Origin of the sequence: Yersinia sp. Marseille-Q3913, from assembly GCF_963892745.1 — a bacterium.
In the GTDB taxonomy this organism is placed as follows: Bacteria; Pseudomonadota; Gammaproteobacteria; order Enterobacterales; family Enterobacteriaceae; genus Yersinia; species Yersinia bercovieri.
Window position 1 is genome coordinate 117446 of record NZ_CAWQAF010000033.1, and the last position, 23827, is coordinate 141272.

A 23827-nucleotide genomic window follows, 5' to 3' on the forward strand; every position below is an offset into this window, starting at 1 on the left:
TCCTTAGCAAAGTGTGTGGGTGGAAGGTGAGGTGTTAGCACCCTTTGAGTGTGATGAGTTGCCATTAACTGGCTACAGAAACGGTATCCATACCGCCGCTGTAACCAAAAATTCAGGCAAATCAAAGAAACTCAAACTGCGCGTTTAACCTGCTCATCCAGCAGTTGTGAAGTTATATCGGCAGATGGCGGAGAAAGTTTACGTTTTTTTACTGCGCGGGAAGGTGGCTGGCAGAGACTACAGACAAAGCTGTTTCGTGGCTGGTGCGCATGGGTGATAAAAGTCCCACCACAGCAATTGCAACCTGAGAGCTGCAACATACCACTGTCAACGAATCGAACCAGTGTCCAGGCACGGGTTAACGCCAGCAATGGCGGGATACCCGACTGATCAGGGCACTGTTCCAGATAGAGACGATAAGCCTTAATAACGGCCTCAACACCGGTGCATTGTCCGCTTTTTAGCAAGAAACTATAGGCGTTATAAAACATCGATGAATGAATATTTTGTTCCCAAGTCATAAACCAATCGGTGGAAAATGGTAACATTCCTTTCGGTGGCGGGCTGCCTCTCAGCTCTTTGTAGAGCTTAATTAAACGCCCCCGGCTGAGTTGCGTTTCGCTTTCCAGCATCTGTAAACGCGCACCTAAAGTTATCAACTCCATTGCCAAATGAATGTCTTTGGCTTCCTGGACAATACTTTTCTCAACCATCTGTCATGCTCTTCTCTTAGGTGCACTACCGTCTTTTAACGATAGTTCGTGGAGTAAGTGGCTCGACAATAAAATTCCGGTATGGATTTGCTGCAAGTCATCCACACGAGACTCTTTCGTCAGATGATGAATAGTGTTGTGATCACTGAAGCGGAAATGACAGACTAATTGGTTAGTCTCAGCCAATTTAACCATTTGCGGTAAGGTTAACTGTGATAATGCATTGGCCATGCTATCAGTAATACCCAAGCGAAACATCGCTGAGGCTTTCTCATCGTTAATTAACCGCTGCGCTAAGAGCAAATATGACAAATTAATATCATAAATATGTTTGAGTAATTCAGACGTACTCATTTTACACATCCCGACTGATTATGTTTTAAAACATAAGTTGGATGATAGTATTTTTCACCCAAGACCTGGGATCCTTCCCGTTATACAGTTAATTAGCACCTATAGAACTAAAAGTAATTGAAACCTACTGGTGTTACGTTACAAAAAATACCATTTTGGTATGAAACAGCATGTCGTTGGCCTGGCAGCTGAATTTTGTGCTGCTCTGATAATGCACCACCATCATGGAACTTTTCTTACAAAATATTAGGATTATTCCTAAAGAGGCCCAACTCTACTCCCGAATCGTTAGCACATACAATGTGACTAGTGATTCATTTTAAATGTAATGTGATATGCATCACAAAAATAAAATAAAAAGTTGCTACTACCTGTCGAAACTGTTCATTTACTAACCACCGGCGCGTTCAAAAAACAACCAGAAGTCAGAAAAGAGCTAAAAAACTAAGGATATAGGCCCAATTCTTACTGTTTTTAGATCAATTCGAACAAATGCATTCCTAAAACAAAATAGCAGAACATAAATCTGTCATAACCTGAAATTATCAGCATTAAGGACTGCGATCACCCCTAATTACTCGGTAAGACTATAAGTAACCTGTCGGGACTATTTTTCTTTAACGAATATTTATGCGATTACAATAACTACCACTTATCGATCACTTATTAACCAACCCACCTTTTAGCGTTAAAAAGATCGACGTCGCGTAGTAAAAAAGGCAACAGAGGTAACTACATATTTCACTTTCGCTTAACCAGACACATTCTCATCGCTCGCCTTTTCAACTTTGGTTCATATCCTCATTTTTGCAAGGGATTTGTAAATAAAATGTAAGATAAATTAATTAATAATGTTTGAGTCATAAGTTTGCCATGTGATTTTTTAACTGCTAGGTTAATTAAGTCACTGCAATAGCTAGTATTTTTAACCGGTTACCACTAAATGTGATTAACATCTCATTTATGAAATCTGTGATGCCCTACTCTTTAATCAATAGCTGTGCTTATGGGAGCGTAATAATGGGATACAGCAATGTACTGGTCGCAGTTGCTCTTTCACCCGAAAGCCAACAATTAGTTGATAAAGCCGTTTCCATCGTTCGCCCCTATAACGGCAATATTTCGCTAATCACATTGACGGCCGAACCCGAAATGTACAGCAGCTACGCAGCACCTATGCTCGGTGATTTGCGAACGGTGTTACAAGAAGAAGCACAGCTATTTATGGAGAGATTGGCTATTAATGCCGGCTATCCGGTTAAGAGTAGAACCGTGGTTCATGGTGAATTCGCTGATAGCCTGGCTTACTGTTGCCAGCAGCGGCATATTGATTTGGTTATCTGTGGCAACCACAGCACCCGTTTGATTAATAAGTTCTCTTGCTCAGCGGCTCGGCTGATTAATACCAGCACAGTGGATGTCCTCATCGTCCCTCTTTGAGTGGCCACTTTTTCGCCTCATGGCGGCAGTGGCAGCCAATCAACAGCAATAAATCTCAGTTATTATTCCGGGGCTATTTGGCCCCGGATATCCTTCTATTACATCATGTTATGCAAGTATGGTTACGGTTAGAACCACTTGCCGAAACGGCGGATATAGAACTGTTTCATCAGTTGCGCAACGACACAGTAGCTGATCAGTGTTCCTGCCAGCCATGGGAAATATTCCCAGGGTAGTGGTACTAAGCCGACCAAAGTTCCCAGTGGTGAAAACGGAATATAGATGCCGATAGCCATAATTAACCCCGTCGTCAATAGTACTGGCAACGCCGCCGTACTTTGAATAAACGGAATTTTTTGTGTGCGCAACATATGAACAACCAACGTTTGCGATAACAGACCCTCAATAAACCAACCTGACTGGAACAAAGCCTGATGCTCGACACTATTAGCGGCAAAAACAAACCACATCAATGCAAAGGTGGTAATATCAAAAATGGATGAAGTTGGCCCAATCCATAGCATAAAGCGGCCAATATTTTTAGCATCCCACTTGCGCGGTTTACGTAAAAACTCTTTATCCATCTTATCCCACGGCAGTGAAAGCTGGGAAATGTCATACATCAGGTTTTGTAACAGTAGGTGGATAGCTAACATTGGTAGGAATGGAATAAATGCGCTGGCCACTAATACCGAGAACACATTACCGAAGTTAGAACTGGCTGTCATATTCAGATACTTGATGATATTACCGAAGGTTTCACGTCCAATAATGACCCCCTCTTCGAGCACCATCAGGTTCTTTTCCAACAAAATGATATCTGCTGACTCTTTGGCAATATCCGTGCCGGTATCAACCGAAATCCCCACATCAGCATCGCGCAACGCCGGCGCGTCATTGATGCCATCCCCCAGAAAACCAACGGTATGCCCATTACTTTGCAGCATTTTCAGCACCCGTGATTTTTGCAGCGGCGTCAACTTGGTAAACACCGTGCGCAACTCCACTTCCCGCGCCAGGGTTTCATCATCCATGCTTTCAATATCACGACCACTCAACGGCTCGCCCGGTTCTAGCCCCACGTCACGGCAGATTTTTGCCGTAATAATCGGGTTATCGCCCGTTAGCACCTTGACTGCGACGCCGTTTTCACGCAACGCGGTGATCGCGGCCTCGGCGCTCTCTTTCGGCGGGTCGAGGAACGTCAATAACCCTTGCACCACCAGATCGCGTTCATCAGCAATATTTAACGGCAATTCACTGGCTTGAGCCCCCAACTCGTGGGTTGCCAGTAGCAAGACACGAAAACCATCTTCGTTATATTGCGTGGCTAACGCCAGTAATTCAGCCCGGCGGCTATCATCCAATGGGACTATTTCACTCCCCTCGCGGACTTGAGTACAGATGCTCAGCATCTCCTCTACCGCACCTTTACAGATTAAACGCTGCTGTTGCTGCTCATCTTTTACCACTATCGACAAACGGCGGCGGATGAAATCAAAGGGCAGCTCATCTACTTTATTAAAGCCGCGCAGCGCATCGATCTCAGGTTTGCCTCGGCTAAATTTGATGACCGCCTGGTCCATCAGATTACGCATACCACTTTGGTGGAAACTATTGAGCCATGCCAGTTGCAGTACCTGCTGGTCATTAGTGCCATTGGCATCTAAATGGTGCTCAAGAATGATACGGTCCTGGGTTAATGTGCCGGTTTTATCCGTACATAATACATCCATCGCGCCAAAATTTTGTATTGCATTCAATCGCTTAACCACAACTTTTCGCCGTGACATCGCGATGGCGCCTTTCGCCAGGTTAGAGCTGACAATCATCGGCAACATTTCAGGGGTCAACCCCACCGCAACCGCCAAAGCAAACAGTGCCGCCTCGGTCCAATCCCCTTTGGTAAAGCCATTAATCAGCAATACAATGGGGACCATCACCAACATAAAGCGGATCAATAACCAACTGACACTGTTAACCCCGCGATCAAAAGCCGTTTGTGCACAATTGCCCACAATTGACTTAGCAAGCGACCCGAAATAAGTATGCCCGCCGGTGGCAACCACCACCGCCATTGCCGTCCCGCTGGCAACATTGGTTCCCATCAGACAGATATTAGACAATTCAAGTAGTTCGCTCTCACTACTGGCATCCGCATCGACTGATTTTGAGCTGATGTCGCCCATCGCATCGTACTTTTCGATGGGTATGGCCTCGCCAGTCAGAATTGCCTGACTAATAAACAGATCTCTGGATTTAATCAGCCGTAAATCAGCAGGGATCATATCTCCAGCTGATAAAAGAATAATATCACCCGGCACCAATTGCTTAATCGCAATTTCCTGTTTTGCTGGCTGAGCACTGTGGCTACTCCGACGCAATACAGTCGCGGTGGTGCGCACCATTGATTTCAGTGCTTCTGCAGCTTTATTGGTTCGGAACTCCTGCCAGAAACGTAATAGTCCGCTGATCAATACCATAGTGACAATTATAGTGACGCCAACCAAGTCGGTCTCTTCACCACGTTGCAATGGCAACCAATAGTCAGTAAAAAAACTAATCGCCGCCAAAACCATCAAAACAAAAATAAACGGGTTATTAAATGCAGCCAGTAATTGAGTCAGGGCCGGTGGTGCTTTCTCATGCGCGACTTGATTGATACCGTATAATTCCAGCCGCTCTCTGGCATCTTCTTCAGTCAGCCCATTTAGATTTGCATTCAGCTTGGATAAGGTTTGATCCAAGCTATTTTTAGCCTCTAATGCAATAGTAAATGTTTTTTTATTATTGCTGCGGTTTGTCGCTGTCTCTTTAAATTTGGTCATAACGCTTCTCTTTTAATTCTAAATACACAGGGCTTATCCGCTCAAGAAAGTTGAGATAAGTTGTGCTGAACTATTATTGCGCTGCCAATTTTATATTTAATTAGCAGCAGCTAATTAAGTTAACTCCGGGGTGATCATCCATAACAACTCCTTACTACCTCATGGGTCAGTGCTATTATTATTTATTATTGATTAAAAAAAGATCTGCCTCTTTTATTTGTTATGCCGGCAATTCAGATGCAATACGCCAATGAATAGAGCTAACACTGCGCTCCAAGCTTACGCGACAAACAATACCTTCAATCTCTTTCTGTGCCGCAGGTGTTGCCACTATTTCAGCACAGACTTCCAACTGGCCGGGCTTAGCAATATCGGCGCTGCAAAGTGATTGCAACCGTAATGCCACACCATTTAATGCCTGTAAAATAAGTGTGCGGACCAATATTTCATCCTCTGTACCGCAGGTAACCTGAATCCGGTAGCGAACTTCTAAATCTACGGCTTGTTGCTGGGGTTGTAAGTTAATACGTTGTGCGGCTTCACGTAATAATATATTAGCGCACAGAATAACCGCAGTTGCCGCCACGGCATTCCAATATAATCCCAGACCACAAAGCACACCAATACCCGCTGAACACCAAAGTGTTGCTGCTGTATTCAATCCTCGGATATTCATGCCTTCGCGCATAATAACGCCCGCCCCGAGGAAACCAATTCCTGAAACAACTTGAGCGGCAATACGCCCAGGGCTGTCCGGTGAGGTGGCATAAGAGCTAAGAATAAATACCGCAGCACCGGTGGCAACCAATGCATTAGTACGTAAACCCGCCATCCGTTGACGCCATTGTCTTTCAGCACCAATTAACGCGCCGAGACACATCGCCAATAATAAATTTACGACAAAAGGAGTTATTGCCATGATTCTCTCCATGAATTAATCATTGGTAGAATAATCATGTGCTATTTAGCACACAGGTAATTGTGCTGAGAGATATACTTAAGGTATTACTCAGCAAGAACCTATGTTTAGGTCAGGAGGGAATAGTGCGTGGTTGTTAAATACCATAATAAAAACCCAAATTAATACCCTCGATGGTTTCTCATCGAGTTAAAACATTATTGGGATTGCACAGCTCAGAAAATAGAGAGAGGGTGCTGCCCGCCATTTTTCGGCAAGCAACAAATCAATAGGGAGATAAGTTAGCTTGCCTTACTTATTTGACTACTACTTTGCGTATCCATTAGTTTCTCCATCCGATTTTTCCAAGAGTATAGTTGCGGGTGATAATTATGTAAAGCTTATATTCCTAAACAAAGACTAAACCAATCCAAGTGAATTAAATAATGAAATTAATATTTATAATATTGGCAATTAATTAATTGCTTTGAATTATTAGACATTATCTTCACGGATCTCACCGCTGGAAAAGAGCACTACAGAGCAATCTCAATCACCCCCCTCCCTTCGCTACATGGTTGCTCATGAAAATCTACTATCAAGTCATTGACTCAATTACAGAAATGTAAGGAATCTTTAATCTAAACTGCGACCGTGATCTCATTTATAGCCCTAACTATTTTAGGCCCGTTGCCGATAGGTTCTTAAAGGATTGTTGGGATTATTTTCAATATAGGGGTGAATTAATTTTAAGTAGCGATGCCTGCGCCCAAGGTGATCGAAGTGACAGCGAACAAGGCTACAGCTTCAAGTAAGCAGGGTATAGCAGGCAAGGACCTTTCCTCGAGCGACTATAGAAACGGAACTGACAATGAAACGTGGAAGTACGCATCAGCCATTGGATCGAAAAATAACGCCAGAACAGAGTGCAAATACGAAAGTACTGTTTGTTAATAACATGCGTCTGGTCACTTTGTTTATCGCCATCTTGGCGGGGATACTACTCTTATTTGCAGCGGCAATTGGTACGTCAGGCTACTTTTTAAAACAAAGTAACCAATCACTTGAAGAAGCGACCCAAGAGCTGGATATCCGACTGGGTCTATCGAATAGCTCGAATTACCTGCGCACTGCACGCCTTATTCTTATTCAAGCAGCATCATCGGCACGTATCGGTGATACCGAGGGTTACCAGCAGGGCCTAAAGAGTGCTGAAGGCTGGATTGCTCAGTCACAACAAATGTTTAACCTCTACTATAACCGCCCGGTTAAGTCTGAAACTGACACCGCTCTGGATGGGCCGCTGAAAAAAGCCTATGAGCAGTATCGCGACGATGGGATGAAACTCATGCTCGACGCGACCAAAGAGGGGCATTTTGAAGAAGTTATCTCCCTTGAGGCAGAAAAACTTAATCAGTTGGACAGTGCTTACAATGAGCCATTGTTAAAAGCGGTTAAATATCGCACAGAACGCGCCACCCAAATCAACCAGACAGCTCAGCAAGAAGCCCGCCTTGGTTACATATTGATGGGGGGAGCCTTTATTCTGGCTATTCTATTAACGTTGATCGCTTTTTTAGTGATCAGCAGGGTTATCATCAAGCCGATTAATTGGCTGGTAGAGCGCATTCAGCGCATTGCTCAAGGTGATTTGACCCAAACGCCCGTAGCCTTTGGCCGTAATGAGATAGGTGTATTGGGTAACAATATTCAGCACATGCAAGACTCATTATCCACTACAGTCGAAGCTGTCCGCAGCAGTGCTGAATCTATTTACCAAGGTTCCAGCGAAATTGCGCTGGGCAATACCGACCTTTCGGCACGCACTGAGCAGCAAGCCGCTTCACTTGAACAGACTGCCGCCAGCATGGAGCAACTCACCGCGACAGTGAAACAAAATGCCGAGAATGCCCACCATGCCAGCCAACTGGCGGCTAATGCCTCGGCTAAAGCGGCCCAAGGTGGTGACATTGTTGATGATGTCGTCAACACGATGGATAAAATATCCCTCAGCTCAATGAAAATTGCTGAAATTACCAATGTAATAAATAGCATTGCTTTCCAAACCAACATCCTGGCACTGAATGCTGCGGTTGAAGCTGCTCGCGCAGGTGAACAAGGCCGTGGTTTCGCCGTGGTCGCCAGTGAAGTTCGCAATCTGGCACAACGCAGTGCCGATGCCGCTAAAGAGATAGAGTTATTGATTGAGGCATCTGTTGACTTGATTGGTGATGGCTCAATTTTGGTGTCCGACGCGGGAAAAACAATGAGCGAAATCGTGACGGCCGTTACTCATGTCACTGATATTATGGGTGAAATAGCTTCGGCTTCTGATGAGCAAAGCCGAGGTATCAACCAGGTTGCGCAAGCGGTTTCAGAAATGGATAACGTGACGCAACAAAACGCCTCTTTAGTGCAGGAAGCCTCAGCTGCGGCGGCATCACTGGAACAACAAGCTGAAGTATTGACGCAGGCTGTTGCAGTGTTCCATCTAAACGGCCATAACCCTGCGTCTAAGGTTAAGAGAACAGCACTCGCGCCAACCGGTCAAAACAGTAAAGGTGCAAATAAAAAGTCAGGTGATGACTCGCTGAATTGGGAAACCTTCTGAGTTATTGATACCTAAAATTCAGCCAAGCTAAGATTGATAACATTAAATAGCAAAACCGGAGGCAAGGCAGGCACCCTCCTCCGGTTTTTTATTGTAAGCATCAGGTGTAGTACCCGTACTACTTGTGCAGCGGCTCAACAAAAGTGCCATCATGGCTATCAATTTCATTAAAGAACCAGACACCTGCTGGATAATCTTCCAGTGCAACCAGGTACATGACGCCCTCACTAAACTGCTCTACCTCTAAAACAGCCCCTTCACGTCGTGGGCCGCCATCAGTTTTTACTGTCACCCGATCATTCACTTTCATGATATTACCTTCAATTAAATCAATGCCACTAGTGTATACCCAAACTCATTGGAGTTGCAGCTAGCCCCCTGCGACTTCAAGTATAACGGGTATAGTGCAAAATCAAATGAGAATGATAAGGCTTACGTGCAGGTAACGGTATGCTTTTGGTGAATTTATTTGAGGGAAGAGAGAGACTTTTTCGTATAACGGGTAGATTTGAGTCAGTCAGCGGAGCCAAAAGAACGGTTAACCAGATCGGAGGTGTCTGACATCAAAAATTTACTGTGTACAGCCGATTTTTCTTTACGCTAGATAATAAAAAACCCGCCTTAGCGGGTTTTTTGATAATCAGCCAAAGGCCAATTAGATTGCAGTTACGTTTGCTGCAGACGGACCTTTAGCACCGTTCTCGATAGAGAACTGTACATTCTGGCCTTCAGCCAGGGTCTTGAAGCCTTGATCTTGGATTGCAGAGAAGTGAACGAACACGTCTTTGCTGCCATCAGCTGGAGTGATGAAACCGAAGCCTTTAGACTCGTTGAACCACTTTACTTGACCTTTCATCATGTTAGACATGTTTATTTCCTTTATTAAAAAATTTTGCCACCATGGGCGTGTTATAGCCGGTTATCAGTCGTTACTTATGGAGGCACTATGAAGGAAATTCGTCAGTGAAGAGCTATCAACGATAACGCTTTAAATATGAACCACTTTACTCAAGATGTCGTGCATAAATAGGTCTGTACCACAGGCCGAGACGCATTAACTCATGACCGGCTTTTAATAGCAACTCTTTTTAGCAGGCAAGCAGAAGATTCTTGATCAGTCGCCTAAAATAAAGCCAAAAAAGCTATTTATTATACTCTTGATACTCATTTTTACACGGAATAATCACCAAATTAATGGCCCTCAGAATCAAGGCATACTGCCGCATTCAGGAAAAAATATCAAAATACGCTAAATAGACTGCTTTTCATCACGTTTACCGGCCAGTGCTAAAAGTTTATCTTAAAATTTTGCTAGAATAAGCAGCCACCTACCCCGAGAGAGACACATGAGGCCGAAATCTGTCACTTTAGATGATGTCGCACGCCAAGCTGGTGTTTCGTATCAAACCGTATCCCGTGTTTTAAATCAGGCAGACCATGTCTCGCCCAAAACTCGCAGCAAGGTTGAACAGGCCATGACTGACCTGAATTATGTTCCTAACCGGGTAGCGCAGCAATTAGCGGGCAAACATAGTCTTACTCTAGGGCTGGCAACCACGGATCTCTCCTTACATGCCCCTTCGCAAATCGCGGCGGCAATAAAAAGCAAAGCTTGTGAATTGGGATATTCAATTGTCATTGCCATGGTAGATGACCACAGTGACCATGCCTGTCAGCAAGCCATAAATGAGCTATTAGCTCAACGGGTTGATGGCATTTTAGTCAACGTTCCTCTGAAACCAACCCGCAGTCAGAAAGTTGTCCAGCAGTGTGCAGGGACTCCGGTGTTGTTTCTGGATGTTGACCCGCAATCTGCCGCTTTCAGTGTCTTGTTTGACCCCAAGGTCGGGGCCATTCAGGGGGCAGACTACCTGATTGAGTTAGGCCACCAGCAAATAGCACTGATTTGCGGGCCGAAAGAGGCTATTTCATCCCAATTGCGCTATCAGGGCTGGCTACAGGCTCTGAGCCGTTCCTCATTAGTGCCACAGGCGGTCTATCACGGGGAGTGGGATGCACTAAGTGGTTATCAGGCAACGCAGAAACTCATGACCAGCCACATCCTCTTTAGTGCCATTTTAGTAGCTAACGACCAAATGGCGCTTGGCGTGCTACGTGCACTGCATGAGCATAATATTGATGTGCCGGAGCAAGTCTCCGTCATTGGTTACGATGACACCGCAGACAGCGCCTATTTCCACCCACCACTGACCACTGTCAGACAAAATTTCAAACTGTTGGGTGAAGAGAGCGTCTCCCGCCTGATAGTCAGGTTGCACCATACCATTGAGCCCCCTTCTGAAACGTTGCTATTAGCCACCCAGCTAACGATACGTCAGACAACTGCCCCATTTGCGCCTAAAAACGAATAAATGCGATCACTCTCGACTATTTAACCAACAGCTATTTACTTTATCTGCCACTGAATTCATCTTGAATGCATCGTAATTGTGAGCGCATAACATTTATTTCTATCGCTGACTAAAACAAGATAATTTTCGCAAAAAATGAGGTTGATATCATGACGTCACAGCAAAGGGATCAACAGCAGGCTAAGCCAACCCTATCGCAGATTTTGTCTCGCAGGGACTGGGAGAACCCGCAAGTGACGCAGTATCACCGCCTTGAGGCGCATCCCCCCTTTCAAAGTTGGCGTGACGTTAACGCCGCACAAAGCGACTCACCTTCTGCACAGCGGCAGTTGCTTAATGGATCCTGGTCATTTAGCTATTTCACCCAACCAGAGTACGTCCCCGATAGTTGGGTTGATCAAGATTTAATGGGGGTAAAAAAGCTGCCAGTTCCCGCCAATTGGCAGCTCCATGGCTATGACATGCCCATTTATACTAACGTGCAATACCCTATTCCAGTTGATCCCCCCTACGTGCCAAAAAAGAACCCAACTGGCTGCTATTCGCGTGATTTTACGTTAGCACCAGATTGGCTCGCGTCAGGCCAGACACGCATTATTTTTGATGGCGTTAATTCAGCATTTTACCTGTGGTGTAATGGGAAGTGGGTCGGTTACTCCCAAGACAGCCGCCTGCCCGCCGAGTTCGATCTCACACCTTATTTGCAGGCGGGAAATAACCGTATCGCCGTTTTAGTGCTGCGCTGGAGCGATGGCTCCTATCTTGAAGACCAGGATATGTGGCGCATGAGCGGTATTTTTCGTGATGTCAGTTTGCTGCATAAGCCAGAGATTCACTTGCGTGATATTCATATCGCGACTCATCTATCCCCGGAGTTTAGCTCTGCCAATTTAGAGGTGATGGCAGCGGTTAACATCCCACCGCTTGCTATTAATGACCCACGGGTCACAGGAGCCTATCAAGTCAGCGTACAACTTTGGCTAGCTGATCAATTGATTGCAAGTTTGCAACAACCGCTGGGCACACGGGTAATTGACGAACGTGGCCCTTATTTTGACCGCACTCGTTTATGCTTACGAGTCGATCGACCCTTATTATGGAGCGCAGAGCAGCCTACATTGTATCGTGCGGTTGTTTCCCTGCTAAATAACCGGCATGAACTGATCGAGGCGGAAGCCTATGATGTCGGTTTCCGACAGGTTGCCATTCATCAGGGCCAGCTTAAGGTTAATGGCAAAGCGATACTTGTTCGTGGGGTCAATCGTCACGAACATCATCCGCAAACCGGCCAAGCAGTAGATGAAGAGAGCATGCGGCAAGACATCATTCTGATGAAGCAACATAACTTTAATGCCGTGCGCTGCTCCCACTATCCAAATCACCCATTATGGTACCGATTGTGTGATCGCTACGGGCTGTATGTGGTTGACGAAGCCAATATCGAAACACATGGCATGCAGCCTATGGGGCGTTTAGCTGATGACCCACAGTGGTTTTCAGCTTTCAGTGAGCGAGTGACACGAATGGTTCAGCGTGACCGCAACCACCCTTGTATCATTATCTGGTCATTGGGCAACGAATCGGGCCATGGTGCAACCCATGATGCTCTCTACCGTTGGGTAAAAAGTAATGACCCGACTCGCCCGATACAATATGAGGGGGGCGGTGCAAACACTGCCGCTACTGACATTGTGTGCCCAATGTATGCCCGTGTAGATGAGGACCAGCCCTTTCCTGCGGTACCCAAATGGTCAATTAAGAAATGGGTGGGCTTGCCGGATGAGTCCCGCCCATTGATTTTGTGTGAATATGCCCATGCAATGGGTAATAGCTTTGGCGGTTTTGCCCGCTATTGGCAAGCATTTCGCCAGTATCCTCGGCTACAGGGGGGATTTGTTTGGGATTGGGTAGATCAAAGCCTCACCCGCCATGATGAGCATGGTCAGCCTTATTGGGCATACGGTGGTGATTTTGGCGATAAACCCAATGACCGTCAATTCTGTATGAATGGGTTACTCTTCCCTGATCGCAGCCCACACCCAAGCTTGTACGAAGCGCAATGCGCGCAACAGTTCTTCCAATTTTCATTATTGAGTACCGCACCATTAGTGATCAGTGTCACCAGCGAATATCTATTTAGAAGCAGCGACAACGAACGCCTCTATTGGCGCATTGAATGCGAAGGCGAAACCGTGCTAGAAGGTTACCTATCGCTGGATTTGCTCCCCGAAAGTACACGCAATTACACACTAGCCGAGCAGCTACCCATCATCGATAACCCCGGTAATTTATGGTTGAATATTGAGGTCAGCCAGATAAATGAGACTCCTTGGTCGCCAAGTGATCATCGCAGTGCATGGCATCAGTGGCATTTACCACAGGCTCTTTTTGCGCAGCCCGACCATTTCCCCGAAGAGAGCCAACCAGGCATCCTTCAACTGCACCAAGACACGCACTACATTATCGTGACACACCAGCAGCAGCGCTGGCAGTTCAATCGTCAATCTGGGTTGTTAGAGCAGTGGTGGGTGGGTGAAAAACCAATGTTACTCAGCCCACTACGTGATCAGTTTGTCCGTGCCCCGCTTGATAACGATATTGGTATCAGTGAAACCACTCGTATCGATCCCAACGCCTGGGTTGAGCGCTGGAAGAAGGCGGGGATGTATCAGTTGGAATCGCGTTGCTTATCACTACAGGCTGATAGTTTATCTAGCTCAATACAAATCAGTGCCGAGTACAGCTACGAGTTTGCGGGTCAACGGTTATTGCATACACATTGGCTATACCGTTTTGATCAGCAAGGCCGTATGACCATTGATGTCCGCACGCAAGTGGCGACAGCACTCCCCTCTCCGGCAAGAGTCGGCATGTGCTGTCAATTATCAGATATCGCAGAACATGTTGACTGGATAGGGTCCGGGCCTCATGAAAACTATCCTGATAGACAACTATCGGCACAATATAGCCATTGGTCGCAACCCCTTGAGCGGATGCATACACCCTACATATTCCCAAGCGAGAATGGATTGCGCTGTAATACCAGCACCTTGAATTACGGTCATTGGCAAATGACCGGTCACTTTCATTTTGGCATCAGCCGTTACAGTACAGAACAACTCATGACCACCAGCCACCAGCACCTACTCAAACCTGAGCAAGGGACTTGGCTGAATATTGATGGTTTCCATATGGGTGTTGGTGGTGACGACTCATGGAGTCCTAGCGTCCATGCAGATGATTTACTGACAGGCAGAATTTACCAGTACCAAGTTTGCTGGCAATACAACGCTTAGATTAGTGGGCAAGCTTAAACTTGTGGGGGAAAAGCCGTTGAATCTGTAACGCTATTGACGTGCAATTTCAGATTTATACCTATATCAGCACTGGCGTAACACCCATACAATCAAAGCGTTCAAACATCTCTTAGTCTTGATTTTAGCCATGCCTTGTTTGTCGCCATGCAAGTCTGTCCATACATGTATGACTCCTTTGTAAATTTATGCGCCCGCCCTATTGGGCGCTTTTTTTTTGGTTTTTTTTAACCCCCTGCGATGCCGCACCCCACCTGAATCTAGCCATCACTTAAGCACATTCTCGCTATGAATTATTTCTATTACAGCGCTAAGATACTCACTCAGCCACGGGTATAGCTTTTAACCTGGCACCTTCATGCGACAAAGGAATTTTATGAAATTATCAGCTCATCTTCCGGCGAATATGGTCGCGATTGAAATCGCACAGTCTGGCGGGCCGGAAGTGTTAGCGCCGGTAACTCGGCCTGTCCCTATGCCTGCCTCTGGTGAAATACTGGTTAAAGTTTCTGCCGCCGGGGTAAACCGCCCAGATGTGATGCAACGTCGTGGTCAATATGCACCACCGCCCGGGGCCTCCGATATTCCCGGATTAGAAGTTGCTGGCGAAGTGGTTGCTACCGCTGCCGATGTCAGCCGTTTTAAGATTGGAGACAGAGTGTGTGGCTTGATTGCGGGTGGGGGTTATGCCCAGTACTGCGTCATACACGAAACCAATGCCTTGCAGATCCCCGATAGCCTTACTGATATCGAAGCGGCGGCGCTACCTGAAACATTCTTCACTGTATGGACCAATCTCTTCCAGCGTGGGCATTTTACCGCAGGTGAAACTGTTTTAATTCATGGAGGATCTTCCGGCATAGGAACGACTGCAATATTACTAAGCAAAGCATTTGGCGCAAAAACCGTGATAGTCACTGTAGGTTCTGAGGAAAAGCGGCAGGCGTGCCTAACATTAGGGGCAGACATCGCCATTAATTACCACACTCAGGACTTTGTCGCTGAAACCAAGCGAGCGACATCCGGTAAAGGCGTCGATGTTATTGTCGATTTAATTGCCGGAGACTATGTCGCTCGCAATTATGAAGCTGCTGCCATGAATGGTCGTATTATTCAGATTGGTACGCAGAATGGTAACGTCAAAAACCTTAACCTAATGTTAATGTTGCTAAAACGCTTAACACACACTGGTTCTACATTGCGTTCACGCAGCGTGGCGGAGAAAGCCCTGATCGCCAAAGAGTTAGAGCAACAAGTTTGGCCGCTGCTGAGTGAGAGCAAAATGAAGCCACAGATCTTCCGCACGTTCCCACTGGAAGAAGCATCAAAAGCGCATGAATTAATGGAAAGTAGTTCGCATATCGGCAAAATTGTCCTGACAGTTTAACCCTGTTTTGAGACCATTATTACCCACATTGTGATAAGCCATCAGGTGAAAGTGAGCATTAAGTGGTTGCTTTCGCCTGATGAATAAATAATATACATCTCTATTAACCGCCTACTCACCTATAACAGTTTAGCTAGCGAATTTATTGAACTGCTATACTTTAGATCTAACCTTCCATGCTAATCTATAACAAGCGTTATGGTTTAATTTTATGCGTTATTAATCACAAGGTCATAATTATGGACATAATTAAAAAGATATTAATCGACGACATCGCAAGAATAAATCAAAAAGAAAAAAGAGATGGTCGGTTAAAATTTAACAGCGATTTTGTCTACAAGCACCCATATCTTTGTTTGGCGATGCTAGTGTCATACTTTTTTGTTTTAGTTTTAATGTACTTAACGCCCTATTTTGGCACCGGATATATGATTGCCTTTACCGTTTTCTTTGTCCTGATGTCAGCAATTCTGATGATGGAAATCAAACCAGTCTTTAGGTTTGAAGATATAGGTGTTCTTGATTTACGTGTCTGTTACAACGGCGAGTGGTTCTTTAGTCGTGCGTTATCAACACAAGCCATTGACGAGATATTGAATAATAAAGATATCAGTGATCAATTTAAGATTCGCTTTAAGCATATTATTAGCAACAAAGGTGAGATAGATTTTTACGATGTCTATGACTTGGCCTATTTGCAAAAAAAGTCGACTCAACCCAATGAGCCAAGTGCTATCGCCTCATTAACCAGTACATCAGCTTGAAGGCTGTAAGCAGTAAGATTAAAAAACACTTTTTCCCCACCACGGGGGCAGAGTGGCAGTCGTAACTTGGCCTCTTTATTTATCAGATACATTAGATTTATTAGGCAAAAGTCGGTAGTCCATTAAAAAATCGCCTATAATAATGCCAATGCACCTAATAATAAGAGGCCAGTAGAGGTATGGATAAGATTGACGAACAATTGATTGCCATTTTAGCGGGAAACGCTCGTATTTCGCTGAAAGAGTTGTCCCAACAAGTGAACCTCTCCTCCCCCAGCACATCTGAACGCCTCCGGCGCTTTGAAGAACGTAATATCATCCGTAGCTATACATTAGACCTAGACCAACGGGCATTTGGTTATAACTTGCAAGCAATTGTGCGCGTTAAGCCCTTGGCAGGGATGCTGCATATTGTCCAACAAATGATCCAAGAAACACCAGAGTGTGTTGAATGTGACAAAGTGACCGGTGATGATTGCTTTATCAGCCGTTTACACATTCAATCTATGGAACAGTTGGATATCATCACTGATCGATGGTCAGAACACGCCGAAATCCAGACCTCGATTGTAAAATCATCACCCATTATGCGGCGGTTACCCCCATTAGCTCAGTTGGCTAGGGGCTGTAAATTTTGAAAATTGTGTTACAAACCTCACTTTATCTATAATAAAGCGTTATGATTCCAATCATTGAATGAATATCTAACAGCGGATAATCGATGAGTAGTGATAATCTAAATCAGGCGTCAGATTCATTGATTCTTACGCTACCCCACAGCCGTTGGGGCCAAGCGGATGGCAACAGTGCCGTTGAGGCTCTGGAGCAAGGCAAAGTTCTATTTTTACCCCATCTTACTTTTGAACTGAGTGAACAGGAAAAACAGCTGCTTGATCCTGCATTGGTTGATGTGAAACGTAAGAATATCAGCTTCAAACCACAAGAAGGCGTGCTCACTGGTGTCACTGATGAAACCAAGGTTGCATTAATTCGCCAATTACTTGAGCGCTATTACCAAAGTTGCCTCAGTCTGGTGAATCAATTACTGCCGGAGTACACCTCCGTTCTGCATAGTCCGACCAATAGCCTGCGTTTGCATCCAGTGACCGCCTGGCGCGATAAGACATCTTGGCGCAAAGATGATAGCCGCCTACATGTTGATGCTTTCCCTTCTCGCCCTAATTATGGTGAGCGCATCATCCGCATTTTCTCCAATATCAATCCTCATGGTGAGCCTCGTGCGTGGCGGGTGGGCGAAGACTTCACACAACTTGCCAGCCGCTATTTACCCCAGCTTGAACGCTATTCGCCTATCAGTAGTTGGCTACAACATAAAGTGGGTATCACTAAGCGCCGCCGTAGCCATTACGACCATCTAATGCTTCAGTTACACGATAAAATGAAGTCAGATTTGGATTATCAAAAAAATGGTCTGCAACAGGCGATTGATTTCCTACCAGGCAGCAGTTGGATCTGTTTTTCAGATCAAACTCCCCACGCAGCGATGGGTGGGCAATATATGCTGGAACAAACCTTCCTACTACCTGTTGCTGGAATGAAAAACCCTCAACAATCTCCGCTAAAAATACTGGAATCATTGACGAAAAAGACTCTGATATAGTTGATAGCTTGTTACTGAATATATATGACAAAGAGTCCGCAAACAGGCGGACTCCTCAATGAAGTTATAATCGCCTAGCGAAATGGTATTCCCCATCAATTGAGTGAAAAAAATTCATTATTCCACTTGATCCCCACTAAAAAAATAAATATCATTTTTCACGTCAAGTAAACAAGAGTTATAATAGCTAGCGCATTGGAGGTTAATATGGTTAAAGTCTATGATAGAAATAGAAACCAAATTATCCCAGGCAAACGTGTTATGGTCGCGCAAACAGGGGAAATAGATGTAGCAAAAGCTATCCATGCGGATGGCTTGGCCCCAGTACAGGCAGAGCGTGAGCCAGTTGTGGAGTTACAGCATACCGGCGCACGTTACGTGCCTTTTGATTTAGTCAGACTGGGATAATCCTTTGTTGGACTACACTATTTTGTAGGCTAATGTCTCACCTTATTAATATCAATCCTTATATGCCGGAGTGAACCTGTATCAATAGGTCACTCCGGCACTACTCTTATATAACCCTAATTTTATATAAGCCTAATCAACTTCATATAATAGCCACAAGGTTTTTAACTAATAGCTATATATCCGGCCAGCAGTAATACCAGCCGGATAGCACTATTTAAATATGACATGCAGGTTCAATAATCTGAGCCACTCTCTTTTGGAAGGTATCAAGCTGGCAAAGTTTATCTGCCCCACTGTTCTCACAACCTTCGATCTCAATGGGAACAATACCGGCTGGATGACTTTTCAGATCTAATTTTTCGCTATTTCGTAATTGATCCATCGTTTGGTAGAACATCTTAACCGCAACATATTGCTGATGATTATCTGGATTCTGCCATAGTTCAAACACCAATCCCCCACCCGGCGGGGTATTATCAGGCTGTTGTGGTAGTTGCCAGTTAGCTCCCAGCATCCCCCCGATATTAGCGATATTGGTATCATGACCACCAAGGAAAAGGAGTTTGGTTTGCACAGATAATGGCAGTGTTTGGCCTTGACCATCCCGCTGAAGTGTTAGAGCCGTATCGATCTGTTGCAACAACGGCGTTCCCTTATGACGGGCGATATAAGGTGTTTTCGCCATCAAATCAAATTGCGCATTATGTAGCGATAATAATGAAACCCAATTCTCTGCCCCACTTAACCGATTCCAGGCAACATCCGGCATCCCTTGCGAATTTTGCAGCAAGAAAATTTCACCCAACGTGGATGATAATGCTAGCGGCCCACTGAGCGATACCTTTGTCCCCTGCTTATTCACCTTAACTTCATTGGCAGCAAAGGTGGCAAAATCGCAAGTTTTTCCTTGCTGCTGTAGTGACTTGCAATAGGGTGAGGCGGCGAAGTTTAGGATCTCACCCATCTGGGCAAATGGCTTAGCATAGCGCTGACTCAGTTCACTTAATGGCGCCCCGAATCGCGCCTCAATAGCCTTGTGGGTTTGTGCCAAATCTAACTTACATACACCTGCTTCTACAGGATGAAACAGTGGGTCGACCTTTTTCAAATCAGCCTGATAATGCACCTTTAGGCCACACCCCGGCGCTATACCATCCAGGAATGCTTGCCCTGTTAAGCGAGTCCGCTGATCAACATCGGCTTGCGCATAAAGGGTTCCATCTGCCGGGCACCCTGCTGGGAGTAACCCTTGACTGCGGAAATAATCACCATAGAAGCCACCCATCAGTGTCACTAATTGTGCACCTCTGGGGGTTAGATATCCGGCTTGAACTGGCCATTGTGGCCACTTATCGGGGGTCACATCATTCATTAACTGTGTTTGTTTCGTCGGCGAACGAACACCATGGCGACTCAAGATAACCACTCGCTCCAAAGTATAACCGGGCACGGGTGCAGCAATAGGTGCAGCATTGATCGCAAAGCTAGCGAGCATTAAGGCCAGTGCGGATAACCGCATTCTATTTATTGCTATTGTCATAATTTTATATCCTTATTAAAACTACGAATATTTTTTCCATAACGAGTATGGTCGACGATTGCGGACCTCACCATGTGCGAAAGCAATAAACAGCAAAACAACTAATCGGGTCTGACATGGACAAACGGAGAATAATTTATATAATCAGACCAAACAAATGAAAAGGTCTGATTATGTCATTTACTGAATGGGTAATTTTGGGTGTGGTTATTGGTTGTGCCGTTGGCGCACTACTGAAGATTTTTGGTAAGAAAAAAGAGAGCTAACCTATTTAGTTAGCCCTCTTCTCATATTAAACAAGCGGCCATTGCCAGCCGCCTTTAATATTTTATCCCCGTTGTAAGGCTATTAGCGTGTAATAGGAACTGTTACTTCAGCCTGCACAAATCCATATCGGCTTAGCGGTGTGACTTTAACCGATGTTGGCACTGATTTAATCGCAAACTGCTTAGTAGCTCCGGGCATAATATAGGGGTTGCCTAACGCAACAACTTCATTACCTGGTACTAAAATCACCTGCGGCCCAAGGCGAACCACATGTTTGCTTGGGTTCTTAATGATTAAATTGTTGCCTGAGGTTGAGAGGAGCAGCTCCTGCCATGGTGTTTTAATCTGTGGCACCGCATTCGGCTGGATCAGAAAACCAATCTCCTGGCGAATTGGCATCACGGTCGCATTGCCCGGCACCTGCTCAACACCTTCAAATGAGGCTTTTAACAGCACTTCAGTATCAAGAGCCGTATCTTTTTTCAGCACAAAGTTGACCTGCTGGCTTTGCCCGGCATCAATGCGCGCCACTGGCGGCGAAATCAAAATCTGCTTGCTAAGATTTTTGCCATCCAAATCAACCAACTTAGTGACCAATAATATCGGGTTAGCGGAGGTATTATCTATGGTAAAACTGGTGCGCCCCTCACCTTCTTTCAAAATAACCGTCGTGCTCTCTAATTTGAATGAAGCATAAGATGTGATGCTCCAACAAGTTAACAGAGCCAGCAAACTCAAAATAAATAGCGAGTTAAAATGTTTGAAGATATGGGAACATGTAGTCACTATATTCATCCTGCGGTGACTAACCATCATATTTTGCATAATAGATCCTATTTTAAAAAGTATTTACTGAGTATCTGACTGTTTTTAAATTTAATGACATACCGCGTCGGCAACTTCATACAACGTATCCGGATCAAACTTATCCGGTTCTGCATAATTCACGACACACTCACTGCTGTTAGCCGGTTTTATGCGTAACACGATCCCAATCGCTCTGTTTTCCAGCATAAAGTTACCATCACCGATAATGGTGCCCAGGAAGTTACCCTTTTCATCAAGCACGTTGGCACCTACCGGCATCATCTCACCCTGGTTGTCACGGATAGTCAGCAGCAACTGGCGGGTCTCTGTCGCTTCAAAATAGCGGGTTGCCACAGTGCCTCGTGTCACCCTCAGATCAGCACTGGTGCTATTAAGGCGGATATTCAATGGCAATGTTTTGGTACTTATTTGTGCTTTCGATACCGTATAAGGCATGACTGATGGCAGCAGTGCCGTCCCGGCATAATCAGTAATCGCCATACCACTACCAGGCGAAGAAACACGCAAGTTAGATTGATGGGGGACATTCACCACAGCAAAGGTATCGCCAATCGCCGACGCTGAAGTAGCAAAGGTGTCATTCGCATAAGCCACTGATCCGCTGGATGAAAGATATGCTGAGCGGCTATTATTTGTCGCCTGAGATACCCCACTAGCCAGTTGTGAATAGGCGGTTTTCATATTCAGTGCACCATTAATACGACGTTGGCTATCACTGCCAGTTATCCCCACTGAGTACCCTTTATAATCATCCCAGCTCCCCTGATAAGTACTGCCTAATGTCATATTGCCATTGCCGCGCTGCATTCGCCCACTGAGCGACCCCTGGCCTAATGGCATGTTAATACCAACATAGATTGCACTCTGCCCCTGCGAGGTAGATTGGAAACTCAGCGTAGTAGTAACCCGGCCAAATTGCTCGCTCGCAGAAAAAGTTTGGGAAACACTGTCGGCCGCCTGATAATACCTATTATTAGACAGCACATAGGAGAATGCGCCCCATCGCGGATGCGCCCATGTTATTGCCGCCGAGGTGGAGTTTTGTAATTTCCCGTACATCAAGTCCTTAAGATTATTATTACTGCTCAGGGCATTATCAGGCGACCAGTAATTCGCTGAATTGTATGCCGTCGATAATGAAGCACTTAAATTGCCAGTAATTGCCAGTTGGTTCTGCAACATAAGCTGGTATCCCTGCCCCGCATCCTTGGTATTGGTATAACTTGCCGTCGCTGAAAACCAGCCATTAGCCAAACCGCTATAAAGGTTTTGCACACTGATATTCTGATAATCAGTAGAAATTAGTCCGGCAGACGTCATACGAAAAGAGTTCGCCGGGTTAAACGATATTTCGCCCGAAACCAAGAGTGGCGACTGACCTTTATCATCAAGCAGCGTATTCCGATAGCGACCTATCGCTAATTGGTGTGTGGCGGCCTGCTGCTCAAAATTTGGGTCAAGAGCATTGGATACAGTGAAATGCTGCCGTGCTCCATCGTCTTCAATAATATCGACGTCAGTCACGACACCACTGGAAAAGTTACTAATATTAGATAGCGAAAATGGCCCTGGCGCGACAACAGTTCGGTAAATAACTCGCCCACGCTGACGGATTTCAATGGTGGCATTGCTATTCGCTATCCCTTCAATTGGCACCGTGAGCTGCGTATTATTCAACTGAGCATTATCGGAATATAACTGAACACCCGCGACTGGCAGACCAGAATATGTATCGCCGACCAGACCAAATTCACCCAGTTGCACAACAGATTTTAATGACTCCACGGCACGCAATGCGTAAGTTTCCTGATTGTCGTAACTGTTGATCCCTTGGTTATAAGTGTAGGAGCCACGGTTTCGCAGTACCCAGTTATTAAAGTTGATGCCCGGCTCAAATTGTCCTTGAAACAGATTGAGGCTATCGTTGTTACTCTCGAAGCGCTGACCAAATAAGTTATAGTTAAGCAATAATGCGTGACCCCCCTGTTGGTAATCACTGCCTTCCATTTCAGGATCAAAAGCTTCTTGCGGTAATGTCATTTCCACCCGAAATTGGCCGGGAAATAACTTAACAGTCACCCCAGGCCATAATGTGTCAATATTTTCGCAACCATCATCACTATTTTTATGGCGTAACTTCAGTCCCATCAATAACTGTTTATCCGCACATAATTTGCCATCACCATCGAACGTCGCAGCGACAGAGTAGGTTTTATTGGCATTGATAATAATGGTGACATCATGCTGACCCGGTAAAAATTTATCCTGTGTACTGAAAAACTCAGCTAATTTGGCTGAAAAACCCAAACCTTCCAATGTTTTTATATCAAACGCCACTGCACCTTCTTTAGTCGCGGAGAGAGTCACAACGGGAAAAAGAGACAATATAAGCGCGATAAGCGGGAACGAAATATGACAGGCAAACAAAATAGCGCCCCCGAAAAATAAGATGAAGAAATAAATCTTACTTATTTGAAAT

The 23827-nt window shown here is 45.3% G+C and carries 18 protein-coding genes; 9 read left to right on the forward strand and 9 right to left on the reverse strand.

The window, feature by feature from the left end:
• Positions 1-131: 131 nt before the first annotated feature.
• Positions 132-713 carry a flagellar transcriptional regulator FlhC gene (flhC, locus tag AACW11_RS13955; protein ID WP_212584493.1) on the reverse strand — a complete coding sequence of 194 codons (582 nt, stop codon included), beginning with the start codon at positions 711-713 and terminating at the stop codon, positions 132-134.
• Between the two features lie 3 nt (positions 714-716).
• Positions 717-1067, reverse strand: a complete 351-nt coding sequence (flhD, locus tag AACW11_RS13960) for a flagellar transcriptional regulator FlhD (protein WP_212584494.1) — start codon at positions 1065-1067, stop codon at positions 717-719.
• Between the two features lie 1020 nt (positions 1068-2087).
• On the opposite strand from flhD, the gene uspC reads away from it, so the two are divergent.
• Entirely contained in the window at positions 2088-2507 is a 420-nt protein-coding gene (gene uspC / locus AACW11_RS13965; protein ID WP_212584495.1) for a universal stress protein UspC, read from the forward strand.
• A gap of 128 nt (positions 2508-2635) precedes the next feature.
• On the opposite strand, the gene mgtA is transcribed toward uspC, so the two are convergent.
• Positions 2636-5335, reverse strand: coding sequence for a magnesium-translocating P-type ATPase (mgtA, locus tag AACW11_RS13970; protein WP_212584496.1), 2700 nt, complete (start codon positions 5333-5335; stop codon positions 2636-2638).
• A gap of 220 nt (positions 5336-5555) precedes the next feature.
• Complete coding sequence (locus AACW11_RS13975) at positions 5556-6254, reverse strand: MgtC family protein (protein ID WP_212584497.1); 699 nt, start codon at positions 6252-6254, stop codon at positions 5556-5558.
• A gap of 850 nt (positions 6255-7104) precedes the next feature.
• Here AACW11_RS13975 and AACW11_RS13980 point away from each other — a divergent pair.
• The gene (locus tag AACW11_RS13980) at positions 7105-8844 is read left to right on the forward strand and encodes a methyl-accepting chemotaxis protein (RefSeq protein ID WP_212584498.1); all 1740 of its coding nucleotides are present in this window, start codon (positions 7105-7107) and stop codon (positions 8842-8844) included.
• 118 nt (positions 8845-8962) lie between these two features.
• Here AACW11_RS13980 and dsrB read toward each other — a convergent pair whose 3' ends face one another.
• Positions 8963-9154: a protein DsrB gene (gene dsrB, locus AACW11_RS13985; RefSeq protein WP_212584499.1), complete on the reverse strand. Its 192-nt coding sequence runs from the start codon at positions 9152-9154 to the stop codon at positions 8963-8965.
• A 345-nt stretch (positions 9155-9499) separates the two neighbouring features.
• Positions 9500-9712 carry a transcription antiterminator/RNA stability regulator CspE gene (cspE, locus tag AACW11_RS13990; protein WP_002210893.1) on the reverse strand — a complete coding sequence of 71 codons (213 nt, stop codon included), beginning with the start codon at positions 9710-9712 and terminating at the stop codon, positions 9500-9502.
• Between the two features lie 478 nt (positions 9713-10190).
• Between cspE and AACW11_RS13995 the strand changes: the two genes are divergently transcribed.
• From AACW11_RS13995 to ydfZ, 7 genes are all read left to right on the forward strand, one after another.
• The gene (locus AACW11_RS13995; protein ID WP_212584500.1) at positions 10191-11216 is read left to right on the forward strand and encodes a LacI family DNA-binding transcriptional regulator; all 1026 of its coding nucleotides are present in this window, start codon (positions 10191-10193) and stop codon (positions 11214-11216) included.
• Positions 11217-11365: 149 nt separating this feature from the next.
• On the forward strand, positions 11366-14512 hold the full coding sequence (locus AACW11_RS14000; protein WP_212584501.1) for a beta-galactosidase: 3147 nt from the start codon (positions 11366-11368) through the stop codon (positions 14510-14512).
• 394 nt (positions 14513-14906) lie between these two features.
• The gene (locus tag AACW11_RS14005; protein WP_212584502.1) at positions 14907-15917 is read left to right on the forward strand and encodes an NAD(P)H-quinone oxidoreductase; all 1011 of its coding nucleotides are present in this window, start codon (positions 14907-14909) and stop codon (positions 15915-15917) included.
• A 239-nt stretch (positions 15918-16156) separates the two neighbouring features.
• Entirely contained in the window at positions 16157-16681 is a 525-nt protein-coding gene (locus AACW11_RS14010) for a YlaC family protein (RefSeq protein WP_212584503.1), read from the forward strand.
• 179 nt (positions 16682-16860) lie between these two features.
• Positions 16861-17319, forward strand: a complete 459-nt coding sequence (locus AACW11_RS14015) for an Lrp/AsnC family transcriptional regulator (protein ID WP_212584504.1) — start codon at positions 16861-16863, stop codon at positions 17317-17319.
• 83 nt (positions 17320-17402) lie between these two features.
• Positions 17403-18302, forward strand: coding sequence for a Kdo hydroxylase family protein (locus tag AACW11_RS14020; protein ID WP_212584505.1), 900 nt, complete (start codon positions 17403-17405; stop codon positions 18300-18302).
• Between the two features lie 207 nt (positions 18303-18509).
• Positions 18510-18710, forward strand: a complete 201-nt coding sequence (gene ydfZ, locus AACW11_RS14025; protein WP_005277404.1) for a putative selenium delivery protein YdfZ — start codon at positions 18510-18512, stop codon at positions 18708-18710.
• Between the two features lie 217 nt (positions 18711-18927).
• Here the strand turns inward: ydfZ and AACW11_RS14030 are convergent, their stop codons facing one another.
• The 3 genes from AACW11_RS14030 to AACW11_RS14040 all read right to left on the reverse strand — a co-directional run bounded on the left by AACW11_RS14030 (position 18928) and on the right by AACW11_RS14040 (position 23775).
• Positions 18928-20253, reverse strand: coding sequence for an AppA family phytase/histidine-type acid phosphatase (locus tag AACW11_RS14030; protein ID WP_212584506.1), 1326 nt, complete (start codon positions 20251-20253; stop codon positions 18928-18930).
• Between the two features lie 348 nt (positions 20254-20601).
• Positions 20602-21306 (reverse strand): fimbria/pilus chaperone family protein, encoded by a 705-nt coding sequence (locus AACW11_RS14035; protein WP_445285823.1) that lies wholly within the window; start codon positions 21304-21306, stop codon positions 20602-20604.
• Between the two features lie 90 nt (positions 21307-21396).
• Complete coding sequence (locus AACW11_RS14040; RefSeq protein WP_445285824.1) at positions 21397-23775, reverse strand: fimbria/pilus outer membrane usher protein; 2379 nt, start codon at positions 23773-23775, stop codon at positions 21397-21399.
• Between the last annotated feature and the right edge of the window lie 52 nt (positions 23776-23827).

Bases quoted from the DNA above. Each gene is read 5' to 3' on its own strand.
- flhD (WP_212584494.1), bottom strand. From the start codon at position 1,067: ATGAGTACGTCTGAATTACTCAAACATATTTATGATATTAATTTGTCA.
- dsrB (WP_212584499.1), bottom strand. From the start codon at position 9,154: ATGAAAGTGAATGATCGGGTGACAGTAAAAACTGATGGCGGCCCACGA.
- mgtA (WP_212584496.1), bottom strand. From the start codon at position 5,335: ATGACCAAATTTAAAGAGACAGCGACAAACCGCAGCAATAATAAAAAA.
- AACW11_RS14010 (WP_212584503.1), top strand. From the start codon at position 16,157: ATGGACATAATTAAAAAGATATTAATCGACGACATCGCAAGAATAAAT.
- AACW11_RS13995 (WP_212584500.1), top strand. From the start codon at position 10,191: ATGAGGCCGAAATCTGTCACTTTAGATGATGTCGCACGCCAAGCTGGT.
- uspC (WP_212584495.1), top strand. From the start codon at position 2,088: ATGGGATACAGCAATGTACTGGTCGCAGTTGCTCTTTCACCCGAAAGC.
- AACW11_RS13980 (WP_212584498.1), top strand. From the start codon at position 7,105: ATGAAACGTGGAAGTACGCATCAGCCATTGGATCGAAAAATAACGCCA.
- AACW11_RS14005 (WP_212584502.1), top strand. From the start codon at position 14,907: ATGAAATTATCAGCTCATCTTCCGGCGAATATGGTCGCGATTGAAATC.
- ydfZ (WP_005277404.1), top strand. From the start codon at position 18,510: ATGGTTAAAGTCTATGATAGAAATAGAAACCAAATTATCCCAGGCAAA.
- AACW11_RS14015 (WP_212584504.1), top strand. From the start codon at position 16,861: ATGGATAAGATTGACGAACAATTGATTGCCATTTTAGCGGGAAACGCT.
- AACW11_RS13975 (WP_212584497.1), bottom strand. From the start codon at position 6,254: ATGGCAATAACTCCTTTTGTCGTAAATTTATTATTGGCGATGTGTCTC.
- flhC (WP_212584493.1), bottom strand. From the start codon at position 713: ATGGTTGAGAAAAGTATTGTCCAGGAAGCCAAAGACATTCATTTGGCA.
- AACW11_RS14020 (WP_212584505.1), top strand. From the start codon at position 17,403: ATGAGTAGTGATAATCTAAATCAGGCGTCAGATTCATTGATTCTTACG.
- cspE (WP_002210893.1), bottom strand. From the start codon at position 9,712: ATGTCTAACATGATGAAAGGTCAAGTAAAGTGGTTCAACGAGTCTAAA.
- AACW11_RS14030 (WP_212584506.1), bottom strand. From the start codon at position 20,253: ATGACAATAGCAATAAATAGAATGCGGTTATCCGCACTGGCCTTAATG.
- AACW11_RS14000 (WP_212584501.1), top strand. From the start codon at position 11,366: ATGACGTCACAGCAAAGGGATCAACAGCAGGCTAAGCCAACCCTATCG.